The 25,559-nt window shown below is 66.0% G+C and carries 30 protein-coding genes and 1 pseudogene; 17 read left to right on the top strand and 14 right to left on the bottom strand.

All coding sequences use genetic code 11. The features are described 5' to 3' along the window. Positions 1-13 precede the first annotated feature (13 nt). The 9 genes from cyoE to OU682_RS10810 all read left to right on the top strand — a co-directional run bounded on the left by cyoE (position 14) and on the right by OU682_RS10810 (position 7,960). Positions 14-931: a heme o synthase gene (cyoE, locus tag OU682_RS10850; protein WP_268942138.1), complete on the top strand. Its 918-nt coding sequence runs from the start codon at positions 14-16 to the stop codon at positions 929-931. Then, positions 931-1,137 (top strand): cytochrome c oxidase system small membrane protein, encoded by a 207-nt coding sequence (locus OU682_RS10845; protein ID WP_268942137.1) that lies wholly within the window; start codon positions 931-933, stop codon positions 1,135-1,137. The genes cyoE and OU682_RS10845 overlap by 1 nt, the downstream gene beginning before the upstream one ends. After that, positions 1,134-1,709, top strand: coding sequence for a cytochrome c oxidase assembly protein (locus OU682_RS10840; protein WP_268942136.1), 576 nt, complete (start codon positions 1,134-1,136; stop codon positions 1,707-1,709). Before OU682_RS10845 ends, OU682_RS10840 begins: the two co-directional genes overlap by 4 nt. A gap of 29 nt (positions 1,710-1,738) precedes the next feature. Next, complete coding sequence (locus OU682_RS10835) at positions 1,739-2,569, top strand: cytochrome c oxidase subunit 3 (RefSeq protein ID WP_268942135.1); 831 nt, start codon at positions 1,739-1,741, stop codon at positions 2,567-2,569. A gap of 72 nt (positions 2,570-2,641) precedes the next feature. Further along, positions 2,642-3,313 carry an SURF1 family protein gene (locus OU682_RS10830; RefSeq protein WP_268942134.1) on the top strand — a complete coding sequence of 224 codons (672 nt, stop codon included), beginning with the start codon at positions 2,642-2,644 and terminating at the stop codon, positions 3,311-3,313. 10 nt (positions 3,314-3,323) lie between these two features. Beyond that, on the top strand, positions 3,324-4,700 hold the full coding sequence (gene thrC, locus OU682_RS10825; protein ID WP_268942133.1) for a threonine synthase: 1,377 nt from the start codon (positions 3,324-3,326) through the stop codon (positions 4,698-4,700). Next, positions 4,697-5,971, top strand: coding sequence for a M16 family metallopeptidase (locus tag OU682_RS10820; protein WP_268942132.1), 1,275 nt, complete (start codon positions 4,697-4,699; stop codon positions 5,969-5,971). Before thrC ends, OU682_RS10820 begins: the two co-directional genes overlap by 4 nt. After that, complete coding sequence (locus OU682_RS10815; protein ID WP_268942131.1) at positions 5,971-6,552, top strand: GNAT family N-acetyltransferase; 582 nt, start codon at positions 5,971-5,973, stop codon at positions 6,550-6,552. Before OU682_RS10820 ends, OU682_RS10815 begins: the two co-directional genes overlap by 1 nt. 10 nt (positions 6,553-6,562) lie before the next feature. Continuing rightward, on the top strand, positions 6,563-7,960 hold the full coding sequence (locus tag OU682_RS10810) for an FAD-binding oxidoreductase (protein WP_268942130.1): 1,398 nt from the start codon (positions 6,563-6,565) through the stop codon (positions 7,958-7,960). Positions 7,961-7,985: 25 nt separating this feature from the next. Here OU682_RS10810 and OU682_RS10805 read toward each other — a convergent pair whose 3' ends face one another. Together OU682_RS10805 and OU682_RS10800 are read right to left on the bottom strand one after the other, a co-directional pair. After that, complete coding sequence (locus OU682_RS10805) at positions 7,986-8,519, bottom strand: adenine phosphoribosyltransferase (RefSeq protein ID WP_268942129.1); 534 nt, start codon at positions 8,517-8,519, stop codon at positions 7,986-7,988. Beyond that, positions 8,516-9,118 carry a flavin reductase family protein gene (locus OU682_RS10800; protein WP_268942128.1) on the bottom strand — a complete coding sequence of 201 codons (603 nt, stop codon included), beginning with the start codon at positions 9,116-9,118 and terminating at the stop codon, positions 8,516-8,518. The genes OU682_RS10805 and OU682_RS10800 overlap by 4 nt, the downstream gene beginning before the upstream one ends. A 121-nt stretch (positions 9,119-9,239) precedes the next feature. On the opposite strand from OU682_RS10800, the pseudogene OU682_RS10795 reads away from it, so the two are divergent. After that, a pseudogene (locus OU682_RS10795) lies at positions 9,240-9,722 on the top strand (GNAT family N-acetyltransferase); the annotation flags it as partial. 94 nt (positions 9,723-9,816) lie between these two features. Continuing rightward, entirely contained in the window at positions 9,817-10,605 is a 789-nt protein-coding gene (locus OU682_RS10790) for an EcsC family protein (protein WP_268942127.1), read from the top strand. A gap of 47 nt (positions 10,606-10,652) precedes the next feature. On the opposite strand, the gene OU682_RS10785 is transcribed toward OU682_RS10790, so the two are convergent. Further along, a complete protein-coding gene (locus OU682_RS10785) occupies positions 10,653-12,179 on the bottom strand; it encodes an ATP-dependent DNA helicase (RefSeq protein WP_268942126.1) in 1,527 nt (508 codons plus the stop codon). A gap of 87 nt (positions 12,180-12,266) precedes the next feature. Here OU682_RS10785 and OU682_RS10780 point away from each other — a divergent pair, with 87 nt between their 5' ends. Then, positions 12,267-12,473 (top strand): hypothetical protein, encoded by a 207-nt coding sequence (locus OU682_RS10780; protein ID WP_268942125.1) that lies wholly within the window; start codon positions 12,267-12,269, stop codon positions 12,471-12,473. A gap of 177 nt (positions 12,474-12,650) precedes the next feature. Further along, a complete protein-coding gene (locus OU682_RS10775) occupies positions 12,651-12,854 on the top strand; it encodes a hypothetical protein (RefSeq protein WP_268942124.1) in 204 nt (67 codons plus the stop codon). A gap of 72 nt (positions 12,855-12,926) precedes the next feature. Here the strand turns inward: OU682_RS10775 and ccrA are convergent, their stop codons facing one another. Both ccrA and OU682_RS10765 read right to left on the bottom strand, forming a co-directional pair. Next, positions 12,927-14,219 carry a crotonyl-CoA carboxylase/reductase gene (gene ccrA / locus OU682_RS10770; RefSeq protein ID WP_268942123.1) on the bottom strand — a complete coding sequence of 431 codons (1,293 nt, stop codon included), beginning with the start codon at positions 14,217-14,219 and terminating at the stop codon, positions 12,927-12,929. Next, entirely contained in the window at positions 14,209-15,444 is a 1,236-nt protein-coding gene (locus OU682_RS10765) for an acyltransferase family protein (protein ID WP_268942122.1), read from the bottom strand. The genes ccrA and OU682_RS10765 overlap by 11 nt, the downstream gene beginning before the upstream one ends. A gap of 50 nt (positions 15,445-15,494) precedes the next feature. Between OU682_RS10765 and OU682_RS10760 the strand changes: the two genes are divergently transcribed. Next, the gene (locus tag OU682_RS10760) at positions 15,495-17,453 is read left to right on the top strand and encodes an ethylmalonyl-CoA mutase (RefSeq protein ID WP_268942121.1); all 1,959 of its coding nucleotides are present in this window, start codon (positions 15,495-15,497) and stop codon (positions 17,451-17,453) included. 144 nt (positions 17,454-17,597) lie between these two features. Here the strand turns inward: OU682_RS10760 and rpmE are convergent, their stop codons facing one another. The 8 genes from rpmE to OU682_RS10720 form a co-directional block, all read right to left on the bottom strand. Beyond that, positions 17,598-17,819: a 50S ribosomal protein L31 gene (gene rpmE / locus OU682_RS10755; protein WP_268942120.1), complete on the bottom strand. Its 222-nt coding sequence runs from the start codon at positions 17,817-17,819 to the stop codon at positions 17,598-17,600. A gap of 11 nt (positions 17,820-17,830) precedes the next feature. Further along, positions 17,831-18,214, bottom strand: coding sequence for a 50S ribosomal protein L19 (gene rplS / locus OU682_RS10750; protein WP_268942118.1), 384 nt, complete (start codon positions 18,212-18,214; stop codon positions 17,831-17,833). Then, positions 18,211-19,083 carry a tRNA (guanosine(37)-N1)-methyltransferase TrmD gene (gene trmD / locus OU682_RS10745; RefSeq protein ID WP_268942116.1) on the bottom strand — a complete coding sequence of 291 codons (873 nt, stop codon included), beginning with the start codon at positions 19,081-19,083 and terminating at the stop codon, positions 18,211-18,213. Before trmD ends, rplS begins: the two co-directional genes overlap by 4 nt. Further along, on the bottom strand, positions 19,080-19,580 hold the full coding sequence (gene rimM, locus OU682_RS10740) for a ribosome maturation factor RimM (RefSeq protein WP_268942115.1): 501 nt from the start codon (positions 19,578-19,580) through the stop codon (positions 19,080-19,082). Before rimM ends, trmD begins: the two co-directional genes overlap by 4 nt. 49 nt (positions 19,581-19,629) lie before the next feature. Further along, the gene (gene rpsP / locus OU682_RS10735) at positions 19,630-19,986 is read right to left on the bottom strand and encodes a 30S ribosomal protein S16 (protein WP_268942114.1); all 357 of its coding nucleotides are present in this window, start codon (positions 19,984-19,986) and stop codon (positions 19,630-19,632) included. Positions 19,987-20,026: 40 nt separating this feature from the next. Beyond that, positions 20,027-20,332, bottom strand: a complete 306-nt coding sequence (locus OU682_RS10730; RefSeq protein ID WP_371832234.1) for a chorismate mutase — start codon at positions 20,330-20,332, stop codon at positions 20,027-20,029. Beyond that, positions 20,332-21,828, bottom strand: coding sequence for a signal recognition particle protein (gene ffh, locus OU682_RS10725; RefSeq protein ID WP_268942111.1), 1,497 nt, complete (start codon positions 21,826-21,828; stop codon positions 20,332-20,334). Before ffh ends, OU682_RS10730 begins: the two co-directional genes overlap by 1 nt. Before the next feature lie 177 nt (positions 21,829-22,005). After that, positions 22,006-22,593: an FMN-dependent NADH-azoreductase gene (locus tag OU682_RS10720; protein WP_268942110.1), complete on the bottom strand. Its 588-nt coding sequence runs from the start codon at positions 22,591-22,593 to the stop codon at positions 22,006-22,008. Between the two features lie 99 nt (positions 22,594-22,692). Between OU682_RS10720 and OU682_RS10715 the strand changes: the two genes are divergently transcribed. Continuing rightward, positions 22,693-23,538, top strand: a complete 846-nt coding sequence (locus tag OU682_RS10715) for a LysR family transcriptional regulator (protein ID WP_268942109.1) — start codon at positions 22,693-22,695, stop codon at positions 23,536-23,538. Between the two features lie 52 nt (positions 23,539-23,590). Beyond that, positions 23,591-24,166, top strand: coding sequence for a peroxidase-related enzyme (locus OU682_RS10710; protein ID WP_268942108.1), 576 nt, complete (start codon positions 23,591-23,593; stop codon positions 24,164-24,166). A 40-nt stretch (positions 24,167-24,206) separates the two neighbouring features. On the opposite strand, the gene OU682_RS10705 is transcribed toward OU682_RS10710, so the two are convergent. Further along, the gene (locus OU682_RS10705) at positions 24,207-24,488 is read right to left on the bottom strand and encodes a hypothetical protein (RefSeq protein ID WP_268942107.1); all 282 of its coding nucleotides are present in this window, start codon (positions 24,486-24,488) and stop codon (positions 24,207-24,209) included. A 234-nt stretch (positions 24,489-24,722) separates the two neighbouring features. On the opposite strand from OU682_RS10705, the gene OU682_RS10700 reads away from it, so the two are divergent. Then, positions 24,723-25,493 carry a division plane positioning ATPase MipZ gene (locus tag OU682_RS10700; RefSeq protein ID WP_268942106.1) on the top strand — a complete coding sequence of 257 codons (771 nt, stop codon included), beginning with the start codon at positions 24,723-24,725 and terminating at the stop codon, positions 25,491-25,493. The last annotated feature ends 66 nt before the right edge of the window (positions 25,494-25,559 follow it).

Below are 25,559 nucleotides of genomic sequence, written 5' to 3'. Positions count from 1 at the left end.
ATCCGAAGACGGTATGAGCGACATCAACGCATATGAAGGCGCCCCCGAGGCCGAGTTCCGCGATTTCATCGCGTTGCTGAAGCCGCGCGTGATGTCGCTGGTCGTGTTCACGGCTTTCGTGGGCCTTTGGGTCGCGCCGGTCGATGTCCATCCCTTCATCGCCTTCTGCTCGGTCCTGTTCATCGCGCTTGGCGGCGGCGCCTCGGGCGCGCTGAACATGTGGTATGACGCCGACATCGACGCGGTGATGCAGCGCACGCAGAACCGCCCGATCCCGGCGGGCAGGGTGGACGGCAATGCCGCCCTGGCGCTTGGCCTGATCCTTGCGGGCTTTTCGGTGATGATGCTGGGGCTGGCGGCGAACTGGTTTGCCGCAGCTTTCCTGGCCTTCACGATCTTCTTCTATGCCGTGGTCTACACGGTCTGGCTGAAGCGCTCGACGCCGCAGAACATCGTCATCGGTGGCGCGGCCGGGGCCTTTCCGCCGATGATCGGCTGGGCCTGCGCCACGGGCGGGATCAGCATCGAATCGTTGCTGATGTTCGCGCTGATCTTCTTCTGGACGCCGCCGCATTTCTGGGCGCTCGCGCTGTTCATGAAGTCGGACTATCACAACGCCAAGGTGCCGATGCTGACGGTCACCCATGGCCGCCCGGTGACGCGGCGCCACATCTTCGCCTATACGCTGGTGCTGGCGCCCTTCGCGATCTGGCTGGGGCTGACTTCGGTCGGCGGGCCGATCTACCTGGGGGCCTCGGTCATCCTGAACGCGCTGTTCATCCACGGCGGGTGGCGGATCCTGCGCCGGGACGAGGATGCGGCGGTCGCCGACGGCTATGCGGTGGAAAAGCGCGTCTTCAAGCTGTCGCTGAACTATCTGTTCCTGCATTTCGTTGCGCTTCTGGTGCAGAACTGGGTGGGGGCGTGGTGATGCCGCTGAACGCCGAGCACGAAATCCATCGCCGCCGCCGGTCGCGCAATGTCGGCCTGGGCATCGTCCTGGTCGCCTTTGTCGCGCTGGTCTTCGCCCTGACGGTCGTCAAGGTCCAGCAGGGCGACATGATGGAGGCCTTCGACCACCAGCCCCGCGTCTCGGCCCTGCCGCCCGAGCAGCCCGAGCCCGAGGATGCCCGATGAGCCGCCGGATGTCGCCTGAAACGAAGACCGTCACCGCCCTGGTGGCTGTCGTCCTGACCATGGGCGCCCTGGCCTGGGCGGCCGTGCCCTTCTACGACTGGTTCTGTCGCGTGACGGGTTATGGCGGAACGACCCAGGTGGCGCAGTCCGGCTCGGACCAGGTTCTCGACGAGGTGATCCGCGTCCGCTTTGATGCCAATGTGGACCCGAACCTCGAATGGACGTTCCGGCCGATGCAGACCTCGATGGAACTGAAGATCGGCGAGAACGGGCTGGCCTTCTACGAGGCGATCAACAATTCCGACGTGCCCATCACCGGCACCGCCAGCTACAACGTCGCGCCGGAAGTGGCGGGCTATTACTTCAGCAAGATCGAGTGCTTCTGCTTCACCGAGCAGACCTTGCAGCCCGGCGAGCGGATCGAGATGCCGGTCAGCTTCTTTGTCGATCCCGAACTGACGGGCGACCGCGATGCAAGCTGGGTCAGGGACATCACCCTGTCCTACACCTTCCACCGTACAGAGCCGAAGCAGGCGTCGCTTGACGCCCGTCCGGCTGATAACGTCAACTGAATACCTCAAGGAGCCGACGGGGACAGCTCATGGCGCACGCAAAGAACCACGATTACCATATCCTTCCGCCGTCGATCTGGCCCTTCGTTTCCGCCATCGCCGCCTTCCTGATGCTGTATGGCGCGGTAGGCTGGATGCACGCGGGCGAGGTTCACCTGCTGGGCATCCCGGCCAGTGGCCCCTGGCTGTTCCTGATCGGCTTTGTCGGTGTGCTGTACGTGATGTACAGCTGGTGGGCCGACGTGGTCCGCGAAAGCCAGGCGGGCGACCATACCCCCGTGGTGCGGATCGGCCTGCAATACGGCTTCATCCTGTTCATCATCTCCGAGGTGATGTTCTTCGTCGCCTGGTTCTGGAACTTCATCAAGCAGGCCATGTATCCGATGGGGCCGGAAAGCCCGATCAAGGACGGCGTCTGGCCGCCCGAGGGGATCGTGACCTTCGACCCCTGGCACCTGCCGTTCATCAACACGCTGATCCTGCTGCTGTCCGGCGTGGCCGTCACCTGGGCGCACCATGCGCTGGTCCATGACAACGACCGCAAGACCACGATCAACGGGCTGATCGTGGCGGTGATCCTGGGCGTCGTCTTCTCGATCCTGCAGGCCTACGAATACAGCCACGCGCAGTTCGGCCTGTCCGAGACCGCCTATGCCGGCGCCTTCTACCTGGCGACGGGCTTCCACGGCTTCCATGTCATCGTCGGGACGATCTTCCTGGCGGTCTGCCTGCTGCGCCTGCTGAACGGCCAGATGAGCCAGGACAAGCATGTCGGATTCGAGGCCGCCGCCTGGTACTGGCACTTCGTCGATGTGGTCTGGCTGTTCCTGTTCGCCGTGGTCTATGTCTGGGGCAGCTGATCCCCTTTTCTGCCGAAATGCGACGCGCGGGACCCGACCCGCGCGTTTTTCTTTGCGACGGGCTTCATCCTCATGCGCCGCATCCTGTTTCCCCTGATCCTCGGCATCGTCGGCTGCGCGATCCTGATCCAGCTTGGCCTGTGGCAATTGCGCCGGATGGAGTGGAAGGAGGACATGATCGCCCGGATCGAGACCGGCATCGACGCCGATCCCGTGCCCTTGCCGGCCAAGATTGATCCGTCGATGAAGTACCTGCCGGTGACGGTCAGCGGGACCACCACGGGGGCCGAGATCGACGTCCTGTCCCACACCCGCGAACAGGGCGGCGGCTATCAGGTGGTCTCGCGCTTCATCACCGACGACGGGCGCGCGATCCTGCTGGACCGGGGCTTCGTGCCGCAGGACTTGCGCCACGTCGAACGCGGTCCCACGCGGCTGGTGGTGCGCGGCAACCTGCATTGGCCCGATGAAAAGGGCAGCGCCACGCCCGAACCCAACCTGGACGAAAACATCTGGTTCGCCCGCGACGTGCCCGCCATGGCCGAGGCGCTGGATACCGAACCCGTGCTGGTCGTCGCCAGCTTCGTCGAGGGCAATGCCCAAGGGATCGCGCCGATCCCCGTCGCGGTCGAGGGCATACCCAACAACCACCTGTCCTATGCCGTCCAGTGGTTCCTGATCGCGGCGACCTGGGCAGGGATGACAGTGGCCCTGATCTGGCGTATCAGGCAGCGGAAATACTGAGGGATACGTGATGCGCTACGTCTCGACACGGGGTCAGGCCCCGGTGCTGAACTTCGAACAGGCGATGCTGTCGGGCTTGGCCCGCGACGGGGGCCTGTACCTGCCCGAGACGATCCCCGCCTTCACGTCACTGCGCGACCTCGACGGCCTGCCCTACGAGGAGGTCGCCTTCCGCGTCATTCGCCCCTTCACCGGCGACAGCTTCACGGACGGCGAACTGCGCGGCGCCATCGACCGCGCCTATGCGCGCATCGAGCATACGGCCAAGGCGCCGCTGCGCCAGCTTGCCCCCGGCCATCACCTGCTGGAGCTGTTCCACGGGCCGACGCTGGCCTTCAAGGACTTCGCCATGCAGCTGATCGCGCAGCTGTTCGAGATCGCGCTGAAATGGTCTGGCCAGAAGATCACCATCGTGGGCGCCACCTCGGGCGATACCGGCAGCGCCGCCATCGAGGCCTTCAAGGGCATCGACAATGTGGACGTCTTCATCATGTTCCCGCATGGCCGCGTTTCCGAGGTCCAGCGCCGCCAGATGACCACGCCCGAGGCCGCGAATGTCCATGCCCTGGCCGTGACCGGCCATTTCGACGACTGCCAGGCGCGGCTGAAGGACCTGTTCAACGACCATGCCTTCCGCGACCAGGTGGGGCTGGCGGGCGTCAACAGCATCAACTGGGCGCGCGTGGTGGCGCAGATCGTCTACTACTTCACCGCCTGCGCCAGCCTGGGGATGCGCGAAACGGATTTCACCGTGCCCACCGGCAATTTCGGCGACATCTTCGCAGGCAGCATCGCCCGCGCCATGGGCCTGCCGATCCGCCGCCTGATCGTGGCCACGAACCAGAACGACATCCTGCACCGCGCCCTGACCACGGGCGAATACCGGGTGGGCACGGTCAAACCCTCGATCAGCCCGTCGATGGACATCCAGGTCAGCTCCAACTTCGAACGGGCGCTGTATCTGGCTTATGGCGGCGATGCCGCGGCAATCGGGCAGTTGATGGAGGAGTTGAAAGCGGGCGGCTTCACCATCAGCCAGGGCGCCCTGCAGGCGTTGCGCGAGCAATACCTGTCGGGCCGCGTCGGCGAGGATGAGACGCTGGCCATGATCCGCACCATCCGCGCCGAGACGGGCGAGATCCTCTGCCCGCACAGCGCCGTGGGCGTGGCTGTCGCGCGCCAGCATGTCGAGCCGGGCGTGCCGATGGTGACGCTGGCCACCGCCCATCCGGCCAAGTTCCCCGACGCGGTTGAAGCCGCCATCGGCATCCGCCCCGCCCTGCCGCCGCACATGGCGACCTTGTTCGACCTGCCCGAGCGCGTGACGCGGGTTGAAAACGACGTGCAGGCGCTTAAATCGCTGATCCTTGACCGGAGAACCCAGTGAACAAAGACCCCAACCTGCACGTCACGACCCTGCCCAACGGATTGCGCGTCGCCACGCGCCTGATGCCAGGGCTTCATTCCTCGGCCCTTGGCGTGTGGGTCAGCGCAGGCGGGCGGAACGAACGCCACGAACAGAACGGCATCGCGCATTTCCTGGAGCACATGGCCTTCAAGGGCACCGCGACCCGCACGGCCCTGCAGATCGCCGAGGCCATCGAGGATGTGGGCGGCTACATCAACGCCTATACCTCGCGCGATGCGACGGCCTATTACGTGCGCGTGCTGGAAGACGACGTCGATCTGGCCTTCGACGTGATTTCCGACATCGTGCTGAACCCGATCTTCGACGAGCGCGAGATCGAGGTCGAGCGCGGCGTGATCCTGCAGGAGATCGGGCAGTCGATGGATACGCCCGACGACATCATCTTCGACTGGCTGCAAGAGGCCGCCTATCCCGACCAGCCGATGGGCCGCACCATCCTTGGCCCTGCCGAACGGGTCAGCAGCTTTGGCCGCGCCGATCTGGCGGGCTTTGTCGCCGAAAACTATGGCCCCGGCCAGATGATCGTGGCGGCAGCGGGCGCGGTCGATCACGACCGCATCGTGCGGCTGGCCGAACGCGCCTTCGGGCACCTGGCCCCTGTCGCACAGGCCCCGCGCGAGGCCGCCCGCTGGCAGGGCCTGGAAACCCGCAAGGTCAAGCGTCTGGAACAGGCCCATTTCGCGCTGGCCCTGGAAGGTCCGGGCTATCTGGCGAGTGATTTCTATGCCGCGCAGATCTTTTCCTCGGCGCTTGGCGGAGGCATGTCCTCGCGCCTGTTCCAGAAGATCCGCGAGGAACGGGGGCTGTGCTACACGATCTTCGCGCAGTCGGGCTTCCATGACGATACGGGCATGCTGACCATCTATGCCGGGACGGGGGCCGAGGATCTGGCGGCCCTGTCCACCCTGACCATCGACGAAACGAAGCGCGCCGCCGAGGACATGACCGAGGCCGAGGTCGCCCGCGCCAAGGCGCAGTTGCGCGCAAGCCTGCTGATGTCGCTGGAAAGCCCGTCCTCGCAGGCCGAGCGCATGGCGCGGACATTGGCGATCTGGGGCAGGGTGCCCGATGCCGCCGAGGTCGCGGACCGCATCGCCGCCGTCACCGTGGCCGAGGTGCGCGCCCATGCCGAAGGGCTGATCGCGCAGGCCCGCCCGGCGCTGGCGCTCTATGGTCCGGTCAAGGCCGCGCCTGCGCGCGATGCGCTGGCCGAAAGGCTTGCCGCCTGATGTTCCTGCAAAGGCGACCCGTGAGGCTGGAAACCGAACGGATCGTGCTGCGCCTGCCTGCCCATGCGGATTTCCGCGCCTGGTCATCGCTGCGCCAGTCCAGCCGCGACTTCCTGGCCCCTTGGGAGCCCGTCTGGTCGCCCGACCACCTGTCCCGCAAGAGCTTCGTCAACCGCGTCTACTGGGCCGCGCGGGCCAGCCGGGGCGGCACGGCGCTGCCCTTGTTCCTGGTCCGCCGTGACGGGGTGCTGCTGGGGGCCATCACGCTGGACAACATCCGCCGCGGCCCGGCGCAATCGGGCACCATCGGCTATTGGATCGGCCAGCCCTATGCGCGCCAGGGCTATATGGGCGAGGCGATCGGCGCCCTGGTCCATTACGCCTTCACCACCCTGGATCTGAGCCGGGTCGAGGCGGCCTGCCTGCCGGAAAACGCCGCCTCGCGCGGGGTTCTGGAAAAATCGGGCTTCAAGTACGAAGGCGTGGCCCAAAGCTATCTGCAGATCGACGGGCGCTGGCGAAACCATGTGCTTTACGCCAATCTGCGCAGCGACCGGCGCGGCCGCTCGGATGCCCGCTGAAGGAGAGACGATGCTGAACCCCGCGACCGAGGCCTTGGCCCGCCTGCTGCCCCAGGGCGTCATGCGAGAGATCGCCCCCGCCTATCTGGAGGAACCGCGCGGGCGCTTTCGCGGGCAGGCCGGGCTGGTCGCCGCCCCCCGCGATGTCGAGGAGGTCGCGGCCATCGTCCGCGCTTGCGAAAAGGCCCGCGTGCCCATCGTCCCGCGCGGCGGCGGCACCGGCCTGGTCGGCGGGCAGGTGATGCCGGACGGCGCGGTGCCCCTGGTCTTGTCGCTGGAGCGGATGAACCGGATCCGCGATGTCTATCCCGAGGAAGGCGTGATCGTGGTCGAGGCCGGCGCCACCCTGCAACAGGTCCGCGAGGCCGCGGCCAAGGCCGGGCGGCAGTTCCCGCTGGCGCTGGCCTCGCAAGGAACCGCGCAGATCGGCGGCCTGTTGGCCACCAATGCGGGGGGCGTGAACGTGCTGCGTCATGGCAATGCGCGCGCCCTGTGCCTGGGGGTCGAGGCCGTCCTGCCGCAGGGGCAGATCATGCATGACCTGAAGCGGCTCCGGAAGGACAACACCGGCTATGACCTGCGTGACCTGCTGATCGGGGCCGAGGGAACGCTGGGCATCATCACCGCCGCATCCCTGGTGCTGGCTCCGGTGCCTGCCGAAACCGGTGTCGCGATGATGGTCGTGGAATCGCCCGAGGCCGCGCTGACCCTGCTGTCACTGGCGCAGGCGCGCATGGCGGGCGGCGTGACGGCGTTCGAGCTGATCTCGGGGCAGGGGCTGCGTTTCCTGGACGTGGCCTTCCCCGACCTGCGCCAGCCCTTCGCCACCCGCCCCGACTGGCTGGTCCTGGTCGAGGTCGGCCTGCCCGCCGGCCTTTCCGCCGATGAGGCGTTGGAAGTATTGTTCACGGATGCCACCGAGGCCGGTCTGGTCAGCGACGGCGTGATCGCGCAATCCGGCCAGCAGGCGGCCGAGCTGTGGGCGATCCGGGAAACGATCCCCGAGGCCAACCGCCATGTCGGCGCCATCGCCAGCCACGACATCAGCCTGCCCTTGTCGGAAATCGCCCGCTTCATCCGGGATGCCAGCGCCATGCTGGCGGGCATGGCGGATCTGCGCATCAACTGCTTCGGCCATCTGGGCGACGGCAACCTGCATTTCAACCTGTTCCCGGTCGAGGGGAAGACCCGCGACGCCTATGACGCCATTCGCCGCGACCTGTCCCGCGCGGTGCACGAGATGGTCGTCGCTCGTGGGGGGTCGTTTTCGGCGGAACACGGGGTCGGGCGGCTGAAGGCGGCGGATCTGGCCCGTTGGGGCGATCCCGCGCGACTGGGCGCCATGCGCGCGATCAAGGACGCGCTGGATCCGGCGGGAATCATGAACCCGGGGGTGATCCTGGCGTAGGGTGCGTGCAAGCACGCACCCTACGTCAATCCCCATCGAAACGGGTCAGCGCATGAACCTCATGCCCCAGGCCTTCCAGCAGCCGCCGCCCGCCCAGGTCCGGCAGGTCGATCACGAAGGCGCAGCCCACCACCTTTGCCCCCAACCGTTCGCACAGCGTGATCCCCGCCGCCGCCGTGCCGCCGGTCGCCAGCAGGTCGTCCACGATCAGCACCCGTTCGCCCGGCTTCAGGGCGTCGTCATGGACCTCGACCACGGCCTCGCCATATTCCAGCTGATAGGCCTGAGAGATTACCGCGCCCGGCAGCTTGCCCTTCTTGCGGATCGGCACGAAGCCGGTGGAAAGCTGATGCGCCACCGCGCCGCCAAGGATGAACCCGCGCGCCTCGAGCCCCACGACCTTGTCGATCCGCGCGCCCGCATAGGGGGCCAGCAGCTGGTCCACCGCCATGCGGAAGCCGCGTGCGTCCGCAAACAGCGTGGTCACGTCGCGGAACATGATCCCCTCGTGCGGGAAGTCGGCAATGGTGCGGATGTAATCCTTGACGTTTCGGATCATGCGGGGCGGTCCATTTCAAACAAGTCCTGGACGGCGGCATAATCCTTGTAGCCCAGGCGTGCAATCCAGCCGCCGGCCGCACGCGGATCGAAGCGGCCATCCACCACGCAATCGTCGCGGAGATGCACGCCCGTCACCACGCCGAAAACGGCATAGTTCGCCTTGCCCGCCAAGGGCAGGATGCGGGTCATGCGGCATTCAAGGGCGGCGGCGGCGCTGGCCACGCGCGGGCAGTCGATGGTTTCGCATTCCGCGGCCTCGATCCCCGCGGCCTGGAATTCGTTGGTCCCGGCGGGCAAAGGGGCCGAACTGGCGTTCACCTGGTCGCGCATGTCGCCCGTCGCGATGTTGACGCAGAACACCCCGGTCTCGATGATCTGCGCGACGCTGTCCTTGGTGCCTTGGCGATCCGCCTTGGCGCCGGTCGAGGCGAACATCACCTGCGGCGGCACATAGGCGACCGCGTTGAAGAAGGAATAAGGGGCCAAGTTGTCGCCAGCCGTGCCGCGGGTCGAAACCCAGCCGATCGGCCGGGGCGCGATGATCGCGTTGAAGGGATTGTGGGGCAGCCCGTGGCCTGCCTCGGGGCGGTAGAACATCGCGGGCCTCCTGTTGATGCGCCGCGCCAACCTGCCATCAGCCGCGCGGACCCGCAATGGCCGGTGCCGGTTTCATCACCCGGACACCCATGCTAAGGGGCCGCCGAACCAAGGAGGCGCGATGTTCGAGATCTGCCCCGAGACAGCCGCCGACGAGCCCGAGGTCGAGGCCCTTTACGACCTGTGTTTCGCGCCGGGCCGGACCGCGCTGTCGTCCTATCGCCTGCGCGAGGGCGTGCCCAGGGTGGCCGACCTGTGCCTGGTGCTGCGTGATCCGTCGGACATCCTGCTGGCCGCCATCCGCTTCTGGCCGGTGCGCGTGGCGCGCAGGCCGGTGCTGCTGCTGGGCCCGATCGCGGTCCATCCGACCGCGCAGGGGGAAGGCCTGGGCGGCCTTCTGATGCGCGACAGCCTTGCCCGGGCACGGCGGCTTGGATGGGGCAGGGTGCTGCTGGTGGGCGATGCGCCCTATTACGGCCGCTTCGGATTTTCGCGGCTGGATCACGTCGTCATGCCGCCGCCCACGAATCCCGACCGGGTGCTGGGACTGGAACTTCGCCCCGGCGCCTGGGTTGGTGTGGAAGGGCCGGTGATGCGCGAGACCTCGCCCGGCGTGCTGGAGGGCATGGCGGAAATGTCGCGCGGCGCCAATGTCCTGTCGGCCTGCATCACGGTCGATCACCCAAGAGAGGATATCGATGGCGACCAATCCGCAGCTGGTGCTTCCACCGATCAATGACCCGTCCGTCCATGCCCAGATCGACCGCCTCGCGCGGCGCTATCTGGATGCCGGCGGCCTGGGGATGGAGGTCATGGCCATCGTCGGCAACAGCGCCGAGGGCCTGGTCGAGAAGCTGCCCGCCTTTGTCCGCAACCGTATGGACCGCCTTACCCGTTCGGCGCTTGGCCGGGCCTTCGCGGCGGCCAGCACGTCGCGCCGGATGGTGCGCGACCGGGGAGACTGGTTCAACCGCATGGCCTCGACCGTCAGCGGGGCGGCGGGGGGCATGGGCGGCTTTGCCGGCGCGATGATCGAGCTGCCGGTGACGATCACCCTGCTTCTGCGCGCGATGCTGGACATCGCCGCCGAGCACGGCCTGGATCCCCAAAGCGAGGAGGTGCGCATGGAGTGCCTGCGCATCTTCGCCGCCGCCGGACCCATGGCCGAGGATGACACGACCGACATGGGCCTGCTGGCGGCGCGTTTGTCGGTGACGGGGCAGACCGTGCAGGGACTGATCAGCCGCGTCGCGCCGCGCCTGTCGGTGTCGATGGGCCAGAAGCTGGCGGCGCAGGCCGCCCCGATCTTCGGCGCCGTGGTGGGCGCGTCGATCAACTATACCTTCGCGCGCTATTACCAGGAACTGGCCCGCGTCCATTTCGGGATCATGCGCCTGTCCCAGGAAACCGGCATCCCCAAGGAGGCCCTGGTCGAGGCTCTGCGCCTGTCCATCGAACGCCTGGACCACCGGCGCACGAACAGATAGCGGGTCTTTCCGCCTGGCCCCCCGCTCATCGCGGGACGCAGGCCGGCTCACTCCTCCTCGGCCGCCAGCGCCAGGTCCGCGACGGGCGCGTCCAGGTCAGCCGTTCCAAGCGGCGCGGTGGGGCGGGCCAGCCGCGACTTCGTGACCCAGAGCAGCCGTTCCTGCGCGCGGGTGATCGCGACATAGGTCAGCCGCTTCCACAACGGAATGCCCGCCTCGCTTCGGTTCGACCATGCGGCGGCCGAGATGTCGGGGCCGAAGACCTGCACCTCGGGCCACTGCGACCCTTGCGACTTGTGGATCGTCACTGCCGCGCCATGCAGGAAGGTCGCGCCCATGCGGGCGGCATAGGGGATGAAGGGCTCTTCCTCGTCCGGCAGCTCGATCTTGACGATGCTGGCGGCCGACAGGCGCGGATCCTCGGCCCCGATCACGTGCAGGCGGGAAAAGCCGGGCTGGCGGCCCGGTCCCAGATAGACCACCTGCGCGCCCTTGATAAGGCCCCGCGCCTCAAGGTCGATGCGCTTCTTGCGGTGCTTCAGGGGCAGTTCAAGCCCGTCGCAGATCAGCGGCTCTCCGGGCAGCAGCGCATCGCCCGGCGCGCCATAGGCGGCGCGAAAGGCATGGATCAGCCGGATGCGGGTGGCGTTGCGCCAGACCAGCACGGGGCTGCGCGCCATCAGGTCGCTTTCGACCCGCTCGGCCCAGACCACCCGGTCGTCCTTGCGGGCGGCGGCGCGGATCATGCTTTCGAAGCCGTCAAAGGTCAGGCTGTCATCGGCAAGCGCATGGGCCAGATCCAGGATCGGGCTGTCGTCTGCCTGGCGGTGGATGCGGTTCAGGACAAGCCGCTGGCTGGCTGCCAGCTTCTCGAACACCATCTCGCCCGACTGGCCCACGGGGGCAAGCTGCGCCGGATCGCCGAACAGGATAAGGATCGGAAAGATCTCGCGCAGATCCTCGAACTGCTTTTCGTCCAGCATCGATGCTTCGTCGATCAGCCCCACGTCCAGCGCATCCTCGCGCCGCTTCCAGCCGCGGATGAAGTCCGAGCCGCGCAGGCCCGCCGCCGCCAGGGCGCCGGGGATCGAGGCGTGCTGGTCGAAGAAGGCCTTGGCCCGGTCAAGCGCGACATCCGTCATGCCCTCGACCGCGGGCCGGTCGCCGGCGCCGGTCAGCCACTCGGCCAGCTTTTCATATTCCGGGTCATAGACGGGGGTATAAAGGATCCGGTGGATCGTGGTTGCCGGCACGCCGCGCATCCGCAGCACGAAGGCCGCCTTGTTGGTCGGCGCCAGGATCGCCACGCTGCGCCGGTCCTTGCGGCGGCGGCCTTCGTAATCGCCGCTGACCACCTCGACCCCCGCGCCGCGCAGGGCCTTGGTGATCTGCGACAGCAGCAGCGTCTTGCCCGAGCCCGCCTTGCCGATCACCGCCATGACGCGGCCCTTGCCGGGTTGCGGGGGCTGCACCTCCTCGGCGATCAGGTCGATGCCGGCCGCGCCGAATGTCTCGGCCAGGGCATCCCAGGCATCGGCCTGGTCGGGGGACAGGGTGGGGGCGGAAACGGTCATGCCTCTCCTGTATCGCGCGCGGCAGCGATTGCCCATGCAACTTTTTCGGCGCTGAGGGGTCTTTGCTGATCACCGAAAGGAACGCCGATGATCGAGCTGTTCTTTGTTACCTGCCTGATCTCCGACCCGCAGCGCTGCACCGAACACAGCCTGCTGTTCGAGGAGCAGAACGGCCTTTTCACCTGCCTGCTGGACGGCCAGAGCGAACTGGCGCGATGGCTTGAAACGCATCCCGACGACCAGGTGACCGCCTGGAAATGCCGTCCCGCCGGGCAGGACGACGCCGCGATCTGAACCGGGCTTGTCCGCCCGCTGGTCAAGGCCGCGCCACATCAGCCCCGGCTGCGTCCAATCTGGATGCAGCGCCAGCAATCGATGGCGAATTCACGTCGGAATCACGCCTGCGCGAGAAGCTTTCCCTATCCTGAAGACCGGGGAGGTCAGGCCGGGAGAAACGGAAAGGATGATCCGGTGATCGAACTGTTGTTTGTAAGCTGCCTGTCGGTCGAACCTGCCAGTTGCCAGGATCGCAGCCTGGTTTTCATCGACATGAGCATGATGGCCTGCATGGTCCACGGCCAGCAGGAAATTGCCAGATGGCTGGACAGCCATCCCAAGGAAACAGTGCGGGAATGGAAGTGCCACGTGGTCGATCAGCGGCAGGCCGAAGCCTGAGCCCGCCGCGCGCTGGTGCGGGGTCCTGACGGGGCTGCCCGCCGGCGGCCCCGGTGTCTGCCCCGCCTGGCGTCAAAGCTGGCGGCCGGCCTCCAGCGCATCCTCGAAGGTGCGCAGGCCCGTGGTCGGCGCCTGCACCAGAACGGCCATGTTGCCTGGCTTGTGCTGGTTCTTCATCATCTTCACATGCGCGGCCGGGATTTCGGCCCAGGGAAAGACCTCGGACATGCAGGGATCAAGGCGGCGTTCCAGCATCAGCTTGTTGGCCGCGCTTGCCTGCTTCAGATGCGCGAAATGCGATCCCTGGATGCGCTTCTGGTGCATCCACAGATAGCGCACGTCGAAGGTGCAGTTGAAGCCGGTGGTCCCCGCGCAGATCACCACCATGCCGCCCTTCTTGCAGACAAAGGTGCTGACGGGGAAGGTCGCCTCGCCCGGATGTTCGAAGACGATGTCGACATTGTTGCCCTTGCCGGTGATGTCCCAGATGGCCTTGCCGAACTTGCGGACCTCGTTGAACCATTCCTTGTATTCGGGCGTGTTCACGGTGGGCAGCTGACCCCAGCAGTTGAACTCCCTGCGGTTGATCACGCCCTTGGCCCCCAGGCCCATGACGAAGTCGCGCTTGTCTTCTTCGCTGATGACGCCGATGGCATTGCCGCCCGCCGCGTTGATCAGCTGGATGGCATAGGATCCAAGGCCCCCCGACGCGCCCCAGACCAGCACGTTCATGCCGGGCTTCAGCTCGTGCGGCTCGTGCCCGAACAGCATCCGGTAGGCGGTGGCCAGCGTCAGCGTATAGCAGGCCGATTCTTCCCACGTCAGGTGTCGGGGGCGGGGCATCAACTGCTGGGACTGGACGCGGGTGAATTGCGCGAAGCTGCCGTCGGGGGTCTCGTATCCCCAGATGCGCTGCGTGGGCGAATACATCGGGTCGCCGCCGTTGCATTCCTCGTCATCGCCGTCGTCCTGGTTGCAGTGGATCACGACCTCGTCGCCGACCTTCCAGCGCCTGACCTTGTCGCCCACGGCCCAGACGATCCCCGAGGCGTCGGATCCCGCGATGTGATAGGGTTGCTTGTGGACGTCGAACATGCTGATCGGAATGCCAAGCCCCGCCCAGATCCCGTTGTAGTTGACGCCTGCCGCCATCACCAGGACCAGCACCTCGTTGCTGTCGATGCTGGGGGTCTCCACGACCTCGAGCTGCATGGCCTTGTCGGGTTCACCCTGACGCTCGCGACGGATCGCCCAGGCATGCATCCTGGCCGGAACATGGCCCAGTGGCGGCATTTCTCCAAGGTCATACAGGTCCTTGATGGGCGCGTCATAGGGCGCGATTGAGGGCGGGGCGTCAAGGGCCATCGGCTTCTCCTTCACATCTGCTGCGGCGCAGAAGCGCCGGCTGTCTGATGCTAAGTGGTATGGGCTGATGCGCAACATTGCAATAGGATGTATATGTTTTTGGTAATTTTATGTCGTTCAGCTTTCTGTCATTCTGTCCAAGTACAATCCGCTCTCCCAGGAAATGCTGCGTTGCAGCCACATATATGACCAAGGGCAATGCGACGCCGGCAATCACGCCAAGCACAATGTGAATGCCGTTATGCTCGATGCCCAGGGCTGCCAGGAGCCGGCGTGTCGCCGAGGTGGCCAAAGGGTGGTAAAGATAGATCACGAAGGATGGAGCGGCCAACCACGCGATCCAGCCCAATGCCGGGATCGCAACGATGCCCAGGCAGACGCCCATGGAAAGCAGGAAGTTTTCCGGCGCAGAATGGTGGGGGTTTACGCCTCCGGACGCATTTATCTGCAAGATGTCGGCACCTAGCCCTGCCGCGATCCCCAGGACCGCAAGGATGCAGATGAATCCCTTCCGCTCCTCGACCCGGCTTCGATATCGCCACAGAAGCTGGCCGAGCGCAAAATAAGGCAGCAGCCATACCGCGCCGTTGAAAGCCATTAAGCTGGTTCCGGGAAGAAAACCGGTCGAGAGCGCGGCCGATCCCAGGAGCAACGTAGGCCAGGCCGAATGGCCACGCGTCAAGGCATCAGCAATTGCGGTATGGGTCAGAACCACCATCAATGCTTGGAGAAACCAGAAATGAACAAAGGGATAGACAGCAAGATGCCACAAGGGTGACGGCAGTGTGAAACCTGTCGCGACGAACTGAAGCGCGACTGCGAAGGTGATCGTTGCAACCATTCCCGGCACGGCCAAGCGAAGAAGCTTTTTCCACAGGAAAGGCAGCAGGCCCGACCAGCTTGCCGGTTTCATGGCATAGACAAGGCCCGATATCGCCGCGAAGACCGGCATATGGATCTCGTTCAGGATGTCCGCCAGACTCCGTAGCGGATGAGGAGGAGCTATCTCGAGGCCTGCCGCCGGATCCGATCCAATCACATGGTAAAGGACAACCAGCACAATGGCGGCGGCGCGAATGGTATCGATGGCGTAGACGCCATCGCGAACTGGAAACAAATGCTTAAACAAGGGTGCCGCGACAAAGGAAGAACCAGGCTGAGGATACGGGCCGACCAGATGGTGCGCAATCGGAACATTCCGCACCGCAGCGAATTGACGCAGCACGATTGTTTCGGTATCGGATTTTGATAAGAAATATTGTTGCGAGGAGACGCATGGTCGAGAAGGACAAACCCTGGCTGTTCCGCACCTATGCGGGTCACTCCACGGCCGAGAAATCGAATGCGCTGTATCGGGGTAACCTGGCCAAGGGGCAGACCGGGCTGTCGGTGGCCTTCGACCTGCCGACGCAGACCGGATATGACAGCGACCACATCCTGGCGCGGGGAGAGGTGGGCAAGGTCGGCGTGCCCATCTGCCATCTGGGTGACATGCGGACGCTGTTTGATCAAATCCCGCTGGAACAGATGAACACCTCGATGACGATCAACGCGACGGCGCCTTGGCTTTTGTCGCTCTATATCGCCGTGGCCGAGGAGCAGGGCGCGGACATTGCCCGGCTGCAGGGGACCGTCCAGAACGACCTGATCAAGGAATACCTGTCGCGCGGCACCTATATCTGCCCGCCAAAGCCCTCGCTGGCCATGATCACGGATGTGGCGGCCTATACGCGGGAACACCTGCCCAGGTGGAACCCGATGAACGTCTGTTCCTATCACCTGCAGGAGGCGGGCGCGACGCCGCAGCAGGAGCTGGCCTATGCTCTTGCGACCGCCATCGCCGTGCTGGACGACCTGAAGGGCAAGGTTCCCCCCGAAGGTTTCCCGGAGATGGTGGGCCGCATCAGCTTCTTCGTGAACGCGGGCATCCGCTTCGTCACCGAGATGTGCAAGATGCGCGCCTTTGCCGAGCTGTGGGACGAGATCACGCGCGACCGCTATCGCATCGCGGACGAGAAATACCGCCGCTTCCGCTATGGCGTGCAGGTGAACAGTTTGGGCCTGACCGAGCAGCAACCCGAGAACAACGTTTATCGCATCCTGCTGGAGATGCTGGCGGTCACCTTGTCGAAGAACGCGCGGGCGCGGGCCGTGCAACTGCCTGCCTGGAACGAGGCCCTGGGCTTGCCGCGTCCCTGGGACCAGCAATGGTCGCTGCGGATGCAACAGATCCTGGCATACGAGACCGACCTGCTGGAATATGGCGACCTGTTCGATGGCAACCCGGTCATCGCCGCCAAGGTCGAGGAACTGAAGCAGGGTGCCTTGGACGAATTGCGCCTGCTGGACGAGATGGGCGGGGCGATCGCGGCCATCGACTACATGAAGGCGCGGCTGGTCGAGTCGAATGCCGAACGCCTGAACCGGATCGAGACGAACGAAACCGTGGTGGTCGGCGTGAACCGCTGGCAGGGGGGCGAGGCCTCGCCCCTGACAGCGGGGGACGGCGGCATCATGGTGGTCGATCCGGCGGTGGAGCAGGATCAGGTCGCCCGGCTTCGCGCCTGGCGCGAGGCCCGCGACGAAGATGCGGTGCAACGGGCGCTTGGCGCATTGCGCGACGCTGCGGCGCGGGGGGAGAACGTGATGCCCTGGTCCATCGCCGCCGCCAAGGCAGGCGCCACGACCGGCGAGTGGGCGGGCGTCATGCGGCAGGTGCATGGCGAATACCGCGGCCCGACCGGCGTATCCGCCAGCCCGTCCAACCGCACCGAGGGGCTGGAGGAGATCCGCGAGGCGGTCGATGCCGTCAGTGCGCGCCTGGGCCGTCGTTTGAAATTCGTCGTGGGCAAGCCGGGGCTGGACGGTCATTCCAACGGCGCCGAGCAGATCGCCTTTCGCGCCCGCGACTGCGGCATGGACATCACCTATGAAGGGATCCGCCTGACGCCCGAGCAGATCGTGGCGCGCGTGCAGGAAGAAGACGCCCATGTCGTGGGGCTGTCGATCCTGTCGGGCAGCCACCTGCCGCTGATCGAGGACCTGATGGCGCGCATCCGCACGGCGGGTCTGGATCATGTCCCGGTCATCGTCGGCGGCATCATCCCGGACGAGGACGCGGCACGCCTGCGCGCCATGGGGGTCGCCCGCGTCTATACGCCCAAGGATTTCCAGCTGAACGCCATCATGATGGATATCGTGGCGCTGGTGAAACCTGGGGCCGAGGCGGCGTGACTTGCGTCCCGCGATGTCTGGGGGACTTCACGTTCCCCAGACCCCCTGTGGGATATTTGCGTGAAGAAGAAGCAAGGCGGCAGGCCTGGACATGAAAAACGCCGCCCGAAGGGGCGGCGTTTCGCATTTCCGTGGCTGGGGCTATCAGAAGCCCAGGCCTGCGTATTTCGACTTGAACTTCGACACGCGGCCGCCGGTGTCCATCAGCTTGGCCGAGCCGCCGGTCCAGGCGGGGTGCACCGTGGGGTCGATGTCCAGCGTCATGGTCTGGCCTTCCGAACCCCAGGTCGAACGGGTCTGGTAGGTGGTGCCATCGGTCATCTTGATTTCGATGGTGTGGTAGTCGGGGTGGATATCTTTTCTCATCGGTAGAACCCTCAGGCTTTCGCGTCGGACAGCGGGCGATAGTTGGTCTTTTCCACGATCCGGGCCGACTTGCCGCGACGGTCGCGCAGGTAGTACAGCTTGGCGCGGCGGACCTTGCCGCGGCGCACGACCTCGATCGAGTCGACGTTCGTCGAATACAGCGGGAACACGCGCTCCACGCCTTCGCCGAAGCTGATCTTGCGCACGGTGAAGCTGGCGCTGATGGTGCTGCCGCCCTTGCGCGAGATGCAGACGCCTTCATACATCTGGACGCGCGAGCGCGTGCCTTCGGTCACCTTGTAGCCGACGCGCACGGTGTCGCCGGCCTTGAAATCCGGGATATTCTTGCCGAGCGAGGCAATCTGCTCGGCTTCGAGTTCTGCAATCAGGTTCATCGCCTGGGTTCCTTGTCATGCTCGCGGCGGTTCCGCGATTGGTCTGATGCGCCCGAGAGCTGTCGGTCCTTTGCCGGGTCCATACCGTCCTGGTATGCCCGCCACAGGTCGGGGCGGCGTTCCTTTGTCAGCCTTTCGGCCTCCTCCGCCCTCCAACGATGAATGGCCGCGTGATTGCCGGACAGCAGAACCTCCGGTATCTCGCGGCCTTCCCATTGGGCGGGCTTCGTGAACTGGGGGGCCTCAAGCAGACCCCTGTTGCCGATGGAAAAGGATTCCTCGGCCAGAGAGTCGTGATTCCCCAGCACGCGCGGTATAAGGCGAACCGTCGCGTCGATCAAGACCTGAGCGGCGATCTCTCCGCCCGTCAGGACATAGTCGCCGATGCTGATTTCCTCGACATCGTGGGCGTCCAGGACGCGCTGGTCCACACCCTCGAAGCGGCCGCAGATCAGCGTGACGCCATTGCCCTGCGCCAGGTCGCGGGCGCGTGCTTGCGTCAGCGGCGTGCCGCGCGGGGACATATAGATCACCGGGCGCGGCGGGCCCTGGCGGGCCTCGCGCAGGGCGGCGTCCATCACGTCGGCGCGGATCACCATGCCCGCGCCGCCGCCGGCGGGCGTGTCATCGACGTTGCGGTGCTTGCCGATGCCGAAGTCGCGCAAGGGGATGGTGCGCAGGTTCCACAGGCCTTGCGCCAGGGCCTTGCCGGTCAGCGACAGGCCCAGGATGCCGGGAAAGGCCTCGGGGAACAGGGTGACGATGCTGGCGGTCCAAGCGCCCTGCACCTGCGGTTCCGCCATCAGTTCGCGCGGGCGCAGGCTGGCGGTGATGGACAGCCGTCCGTGGGATTTGGGCGTGTCGGTCATTCGTCTGATACGGGAGGGTCGGCCACGATGCGGCGCGCGGTCAGGTCCACGGTGGGCACGACGGCGCGGGTGAAGGGCAGAAGCAGCACGTCCTTGCCGCCGACGACCTCCAGGATGTCGCCCGCGCCGTGGTCGAAGATCGCGCGGACCCGGCCCAGGACGACGCCGCCGGTATCGACGACCTCAAGCCCGATCAGGTCGGCGTGATAGAATTCATCGTCGGGAAGCGAGGGCAGCGCGCTTCGCGGCGCCCAGAGGGTGACGCCCTTCAGGGCCTCGGCATCCTCGCGCGTGGCAACGCCCGACAGCCGTGCGCCAAGGCCGCCGGTGACGGCGCGGGTCAGGCGGACGGTGAAGCTGCGCTTGCCATCTTCGGTCGTCAGGGGGCCATAGGTCGCGATATCGGAAGGCTCGGCGCAAAAGCTTTTCAGCCGCACCTCTCCCTGGACCCCGAAGGCCCCGGCGATCGCGCCCACGCAGATGCGGTCTTGTGACATGCGGCCCCCTTCAGACGAGAAGGGCGGGGTTTGCCCCCGCCCGATCGGATCACTCGGCGTCGGCCGGAGCGGCGGCTTTCGCGGCCTTCTCCTCGGCGCGCTTCTTGGCTTTCGCGCCCGGCTCGGCCTTTTTCATGTTGGCACGGGTGGCCTTTTCGCGAACACCGGCGGCTTCCAGGAAGCGGGCCACGCGGTCGGTCGGCTGCGCGCCCTGGTCCAGCCAGTGCTTGGCGCGGTCCAGGTCCAGCTTGATGCGGTCTTCGCTGTCCTTGGCCAGCAGCGGGTTGTAGGTGCCCAGCTTTTCCAGGAAGCGGCCGTCGCGCGGCATGCGCGAGTCGGTCACAACGATGGCGTAATGCGGGCGCTTCTTGCTGCCGCCACGGGCCAGACGGATTTTCGTTGCCATTGGTTTTCTCCTTTGAATGGCGGGTGCGGGGCAGGGCCCCTTAAGATTGAAAGGTTTCGTGGTGCCGGATGACTTCGGCGATCACGAAGTTCAGAAATTTGCGCGCGAATTCCGGGTCCAGGTCGGCCTCGCGCGCGAGGCGTTCCAGCCGCTCGATCTGCTGCGCTTCGCGGGCAGGGTCGGACGGCGGAAGATCGTAGTCGGCCTTGAGGCGGCCGACGGATTGGGTGTGCTTGAAGCGCTCGGCCAGGGTATAGACCAGGATCGCATCCAGCCGGTCGATGCTGGCGCGGTGTTCGCTCAGCAGGATCGCTGCCTGGGTGACGGGATCGTCCTGCAGGGCCATCATTTCTTTCCGAACAGCCCCGACAGCCCGCCCGGGAGCCCGGCCTTGCCCAGTTGGCCGCCCAGACCCTTGGGATCCTGCAGCATTTTCTGCGCCTCGGCCATCTTGGCGGGGTCGAAGTTCTCCATGTCGGGCAACCCGCCGCCCTTGCCGGTCATGGCCCGCATGGCCTGCTTCAGCATGCCGCCCTTGCCCATCTTGCCCAGCTTCTTCATCGTGTCGGCCATCTGCTTCTGCATCTTCAGAAGCTTGTTCAGCTCGGACACGTCCATGCCGGCGCCCGCCGCGATCCGCTTCTTGCGGCTAGCCTGCAGCATGTCGGGATTGGCGCGTTCCTTCTTGGTCATCGAATTGATCAGCGCGATCTGCCGGGCGATGGCGCGGTCGTCCATGCCCGCCGCCTCGGCCTGCTTGGCCATCTTGGCCATGCCGGGCATCATGCCCATGATGGACTGCATGCCGCCCATCTTCTGCATCTGTTCAAGCTGGCCCTTGAGGTCGTTCATGTTGAACAGACCCTTCTGGAAGCGCTTCATCATGCGCTCGGCCTGCTCGACCTCCAGCACCTGCTGGGCCTTCTCGACCAGGGCCACGATGTCGCCCATGCCCAGGATGCGGCCCGCGACGCGCTGCGCATCGAAGGTTTCCAGCGCGTCCATCTTTTCGCCAAGACCCACGAAGCGGATCGGCTTGCCGGTGATCGCGCGCATCGAAAGCGCCGCGCCGCCGCGTCCGTCGCCGTCCATCCGGGTCAGCACCACGCCCGAGACGCCGACCTTCTGGTCGAATTCGGTCGCGACGTTCACCGCGTCCTGGCCGGTCAGGCCATCGACCACCAGCAGGGTCTCGCGCGGCTGCGCGATGTCGCGAACGGCCTGAACCTCGTCCATCAGCGCCTGGTCGATGTGCAGCCGGCCCGCGGTGTCCAGCATCACCACGTCATAGCCGCCAAGCGCGGCCTGCTGCTTGGCACGCTGCGCGATCTGCGGCGCGCTCTGGCCCGGCACGATGGGCAGGGTATCGACGCCGATCTGGCTTCCCAGGATCGCCAGCTGCTCCATCGCGGCCGGGCGGTTGGTGTCCAGCGAGGCCATCAGCACGCGCTTCTTCTCGCGGTCCTTCAGGCGCAGGGCCAGCTTGGCGGTGGTGGTGGTCTTGCCCGAGCCCTGCAGGCCGACCATCAGGATCGGCGCGGGCGGATTGTCGATGCGCAGGGCGTCGGGCGCGTCGTCGCCCTGCAGGACCTTGATCAGCTCGTCGTGGACGATCTTGACGACCTGCTGGCCGGGGGTGATCGACTTGGTGACGGACGACCCGGTGGCCTTGGAGGTCACCGCCTTGACGAAGTTGCGCGCCACCGGCAACGAGACGTCCGCCTCCAGCAGGGCCACGCGGACCTCGCGCATGGCGGCGGTCACGTCATCCTCGGTCAGGGCGCCCTGCTTGGTCAGCCGGTCGAAGACGCCGCCCAAACGGTCGGAAAGGTTCTCGAACATCGCCGGGCCTCCTTCGGTCCAAAACAGTATTGCCCCCGTGGGCGCAACGCGCTGACGGGGGGCGATCCCCGCGCGTGGCAGGGACCGGAAGGCCAATCCTTCCGGGAATCCGGGGGCTGATACGAAAAAACGGCCCGCGAGTCAACGCAGGCCGTCACACTCGTTAAACCTATAGGCTCAGGCAGCCAGCTTTTCCAGCGCCTCTTGCGCGCGCGCCAGGCCCGCGTCGCGGTCCATGGCCAGCCGGTCGGCCGCCACGAACTCGACATCCGTGATGCCCAGGAAGCCCAGCATGAAGCGCAGGTAACCGGACGCGTGGTCGAATTCCGACCCGATGGGCGTGCCCGCGGCGGCATAGCCGATGATCGCGCGCTTGCCCTTCAGCAGGCCTTCCGGACCCTCGGCGGTATAGCGGAAGCTCTTGCCGGCCCGCGCGATCTGGTCCAGCCAGTTCTTCAGCTGCGCGGTCAGGGTGAAGTTGTAGATCGGCAGGCCGATCACCAGCACGTCGGCGGCCTGAACCTCGGCCAGGTAGGCGTCCGAGGTGGCGACGATCGCCTGCTGTTCCGGCGTCGGGTTCTCGGGCGTCGTGCGGACGGCGGTGAACCAGTCGGTGTCGATGGCGGGCACGCCCTTGTTCAGGTCGCGATAGGTCACGGCCGTGTCGGGATTGGCGGCCTTCAGCTTGGCCACGATGTCGGCGGTCAGCTTGCGCGAAACCGAAGCCTCGCCGGTGATCGCACTGTCGATATGGAGGATGTTCATGGTCGGGTCCGTTCCGGGATGCTGCGTTGAAGGTGATTTAGGTCTATGCATGATCGAACGGAATGGCGATAAACGCGCAGTATCTGTGCGAGGATGCACATGAGCATCGACAGTTGGGACGACCTTCGCATCGCGCTTGCCGTGGCGCGCACCGGCACCGTGAGCGCCGCGGCAGAAACGCTTGGCGTCCACCATGCCACCGTGATCCGCCGCATCGACGGGCTGGAACAGCAACTGGGCGTCAGGCTGTTCCAGCGCCATCCGCGCGGCTATGCCCTGACCGAGGCGGGGCAGGCCATGCTGAAGGTCGCGGGCGATGCCGACGAACGTTTTGCCCAACTGGCCGCGCAGATCGCGGGCGGTGGCGACCGGATCGAGGGGGAACTGGTCGTGACCTCTCTGCCCGAACTGGCCGATGTGGTCATGCCCCGGCTGATCCGGCTGATGCGCCAGCATCCCGGGCTGCGGCTGAACTATGTCACCGATGCGCGCCTGTTCCGCCTTGACGCGGGCGAGGCGCATGTCGCGATCCGCGCGGGCAGCCAGCCGACCGAGCCCGATTACGTCGTCCGTCCCATGGGCACGGTGCGGCATGCCGTTTATGCCTCGCCCGGCTATGTAGCCGCCCACGGGGCGCTCGCGGATCTGGACGGCCATCCGCTGGCGCTGCCGGGGCCGCAGGCACGCAATGCGCCATTGATGCGCTGGCTGCAGGGCAGGGTCGATCGGGCGCAGATCGTCCTGACCGCCAATGACGACGCCGCGCGGGAAGCCGCCATCCGCGCGGGACTTGCCATCGGCCCCTTGTCGCCATCCCGCGCCGAGGGGCTGGTCGAGGTTATGGCGCTGCCCGAATGGGAATCGCGGCTGTGGCTGGTCACTCATGTCGATCTCAACCGCACGCCCAAGGTGCAGGCCGCCGTGGCCGCCTTGCGGGCCGAGTGACCCCTTCACAGTCCGCGGGCCGCAGGCCAAGGTGGCGGGATCGGAGGAACCCATGACCCAGACCCGCCCCATCAGCCGCTTTGCGGTGCCCGAGCTTGCGGCGCTGCCCGCCGACATGCAGGAGGCCATCGCCAAGGTCGCCGAAAAATCCGGCTTCGTGCCGAATGTCTTTCTGGCGCTGGCCCACCGGCCCGACGAATTCCGCGCCTTCTTCGCCTATCACCAGGCGCTGATGGACAAGGACGAAGGCTTGTCCAAGGCGGAACGGGAAATGATCGTCGTGGCCGTCAGCGGTCTCAACAACTGCCAGTACTGCGTGGTGGCGCATGGCGCGATCCTGCGCATCCGCGCCAAAAATCCACTGGTCGCCGATCAGGTCGCGATCAACTGGCGCAAGGCGGATCTGACAGATCGTCAGCGGGCGATGTTGTCCTATGCCGAAAAGGTGACGCTGGCCGCCCATCAGATCGACGATTCAGATCATCAGGCCTTGCGGGACGCCGGTTTCGACAGCGACGAGATCTGGGACATCGGCGCCATCGCCGCGTTCTTCGGCATGTCGAACCGGATGGCCAATGCCGGCGATTTCCGTGCCAATGACGAATTCTACATGCTGGGCCGCATGTGACCCGGTCAAGGGGCGCGCAGGGCCGTGATCGCCCGGCGCGTCAGCTTGACCGCCCGCTGATGCGCGCCCAAAGGCTGCGGGCGGCAGGCCGGGGCGTGACCCCGTGGCCGGTCAGGACGCGACCGCCCGCGTCGATGCTGATGCGCCCGTCGCGCAGGTGGCGCAGGACCGGACCCTGGGCCTGTTGGCGGGGACCGATGGCGATGGTGGCAAAGCCCAGATCCTGCCGGACATCCGGAATATCGTCCATCCACAAGGCCAGCGGATCGGCAACCGTGGTCGGGGTGGACATCACAAGGCCGGTGATGAAGTTCGGGGTCATGTCGTCTCCTCCATGGCCGGGGTTGGCTTCGGCTTGATAAGGCCAGACCCGCCGGCATGACGCAAGAAAAATCTATCATGTCAGTCGAGATTGATTTCGTTTGCAGAACATGCAGATGTGGCGGGAACGCGCCCCTTGCGCATCAGACTGTCCCGCCCGGCGTGGCGGCGCTTTCCTTCATGCGGGGACATCGCTAGGGTCCGCGCGGAGGACAGACCGGCAAGAGGCGGCGTCGTGGCGCATATCATCGTTGTGGGCAACGAAAAGGGTGGCAGCGGCAAGTCCACCACCTCGATGCATGTGGCGACCGCCCTGGTCCGCATGGGCCACAGCGTCGGCGGGCTGGACCTGGACGTGCGCCAGCGCAGCTTTGGCCGATATCTGGAAAACCGCGCCAGTTTCGCGCAGCGCGAGGGCCTGGACCTGCCCATGCCGGTCATCGGCACCATGGCCGAGGGCAGCGATCCCCTTTCCCCGGCGCTGGCCGCGCTTGAGGCCACCTGCGACTTCATCCTGCTGGACTGCCCCGGTTCACACACGAAGCTGAGCCAGATGGCCCATACCCTGGCCGATACGCTGATCACGCCCTTGAACGACAGCTTTGTGGATTTCGACCTGCTGGCGCGGCTGTCGCCCGAGGGGAAGATCCTCGGGCCGTCCATCTATGCCGAAATGGTCTGGTCGGCGCGGCAGATGCGCGCGCACGCAGGCGCGGGACCGATCGACTGGCTGGTGCTGCGCAACCGGCTGGGGACGCAGGCAATGCACAACAAGCGCAAGGTCGGCGGCGCGCTGCAGTCGCTGTCCAAGCGCATCGGCTTTCGCGTGGCGCCCGGCTTTTCGGAACGCGTCATCTTCCGCGAGCTGTTTCCGCGCGGGCTGACGCTTCTGGATTTGAAGGACATCGGCACGGAACAGCTGTCCATGTCGAACATCGCCGCGCGGCAGGAGCTGCGCGACCTCATCGCGGAGCTGAACCTGCCGGGCGTCTCGGTCAACTTCTAGGCAGCGCCTCACGCGCGCGTTGTTGCCGCAGGCTTGTGCGCCTATGTTGCCGACAAGTCATCATGG

The organism is Paracoccus benzoatiresistens (genome assembly GCF_026913015.1).
Taxonomy (GTDB): Bacteria; Pseudomonadota; Alphaproteobacteria; order Rhodobacterales; family Rhodobacteraceae; genus Paracoccus; species Paracoccus benzoatiresistens.
Note: the sequence above shows the minus strand (reverse complement) of the source record. Positions and strands in the feature narration are given on the sequence as shown.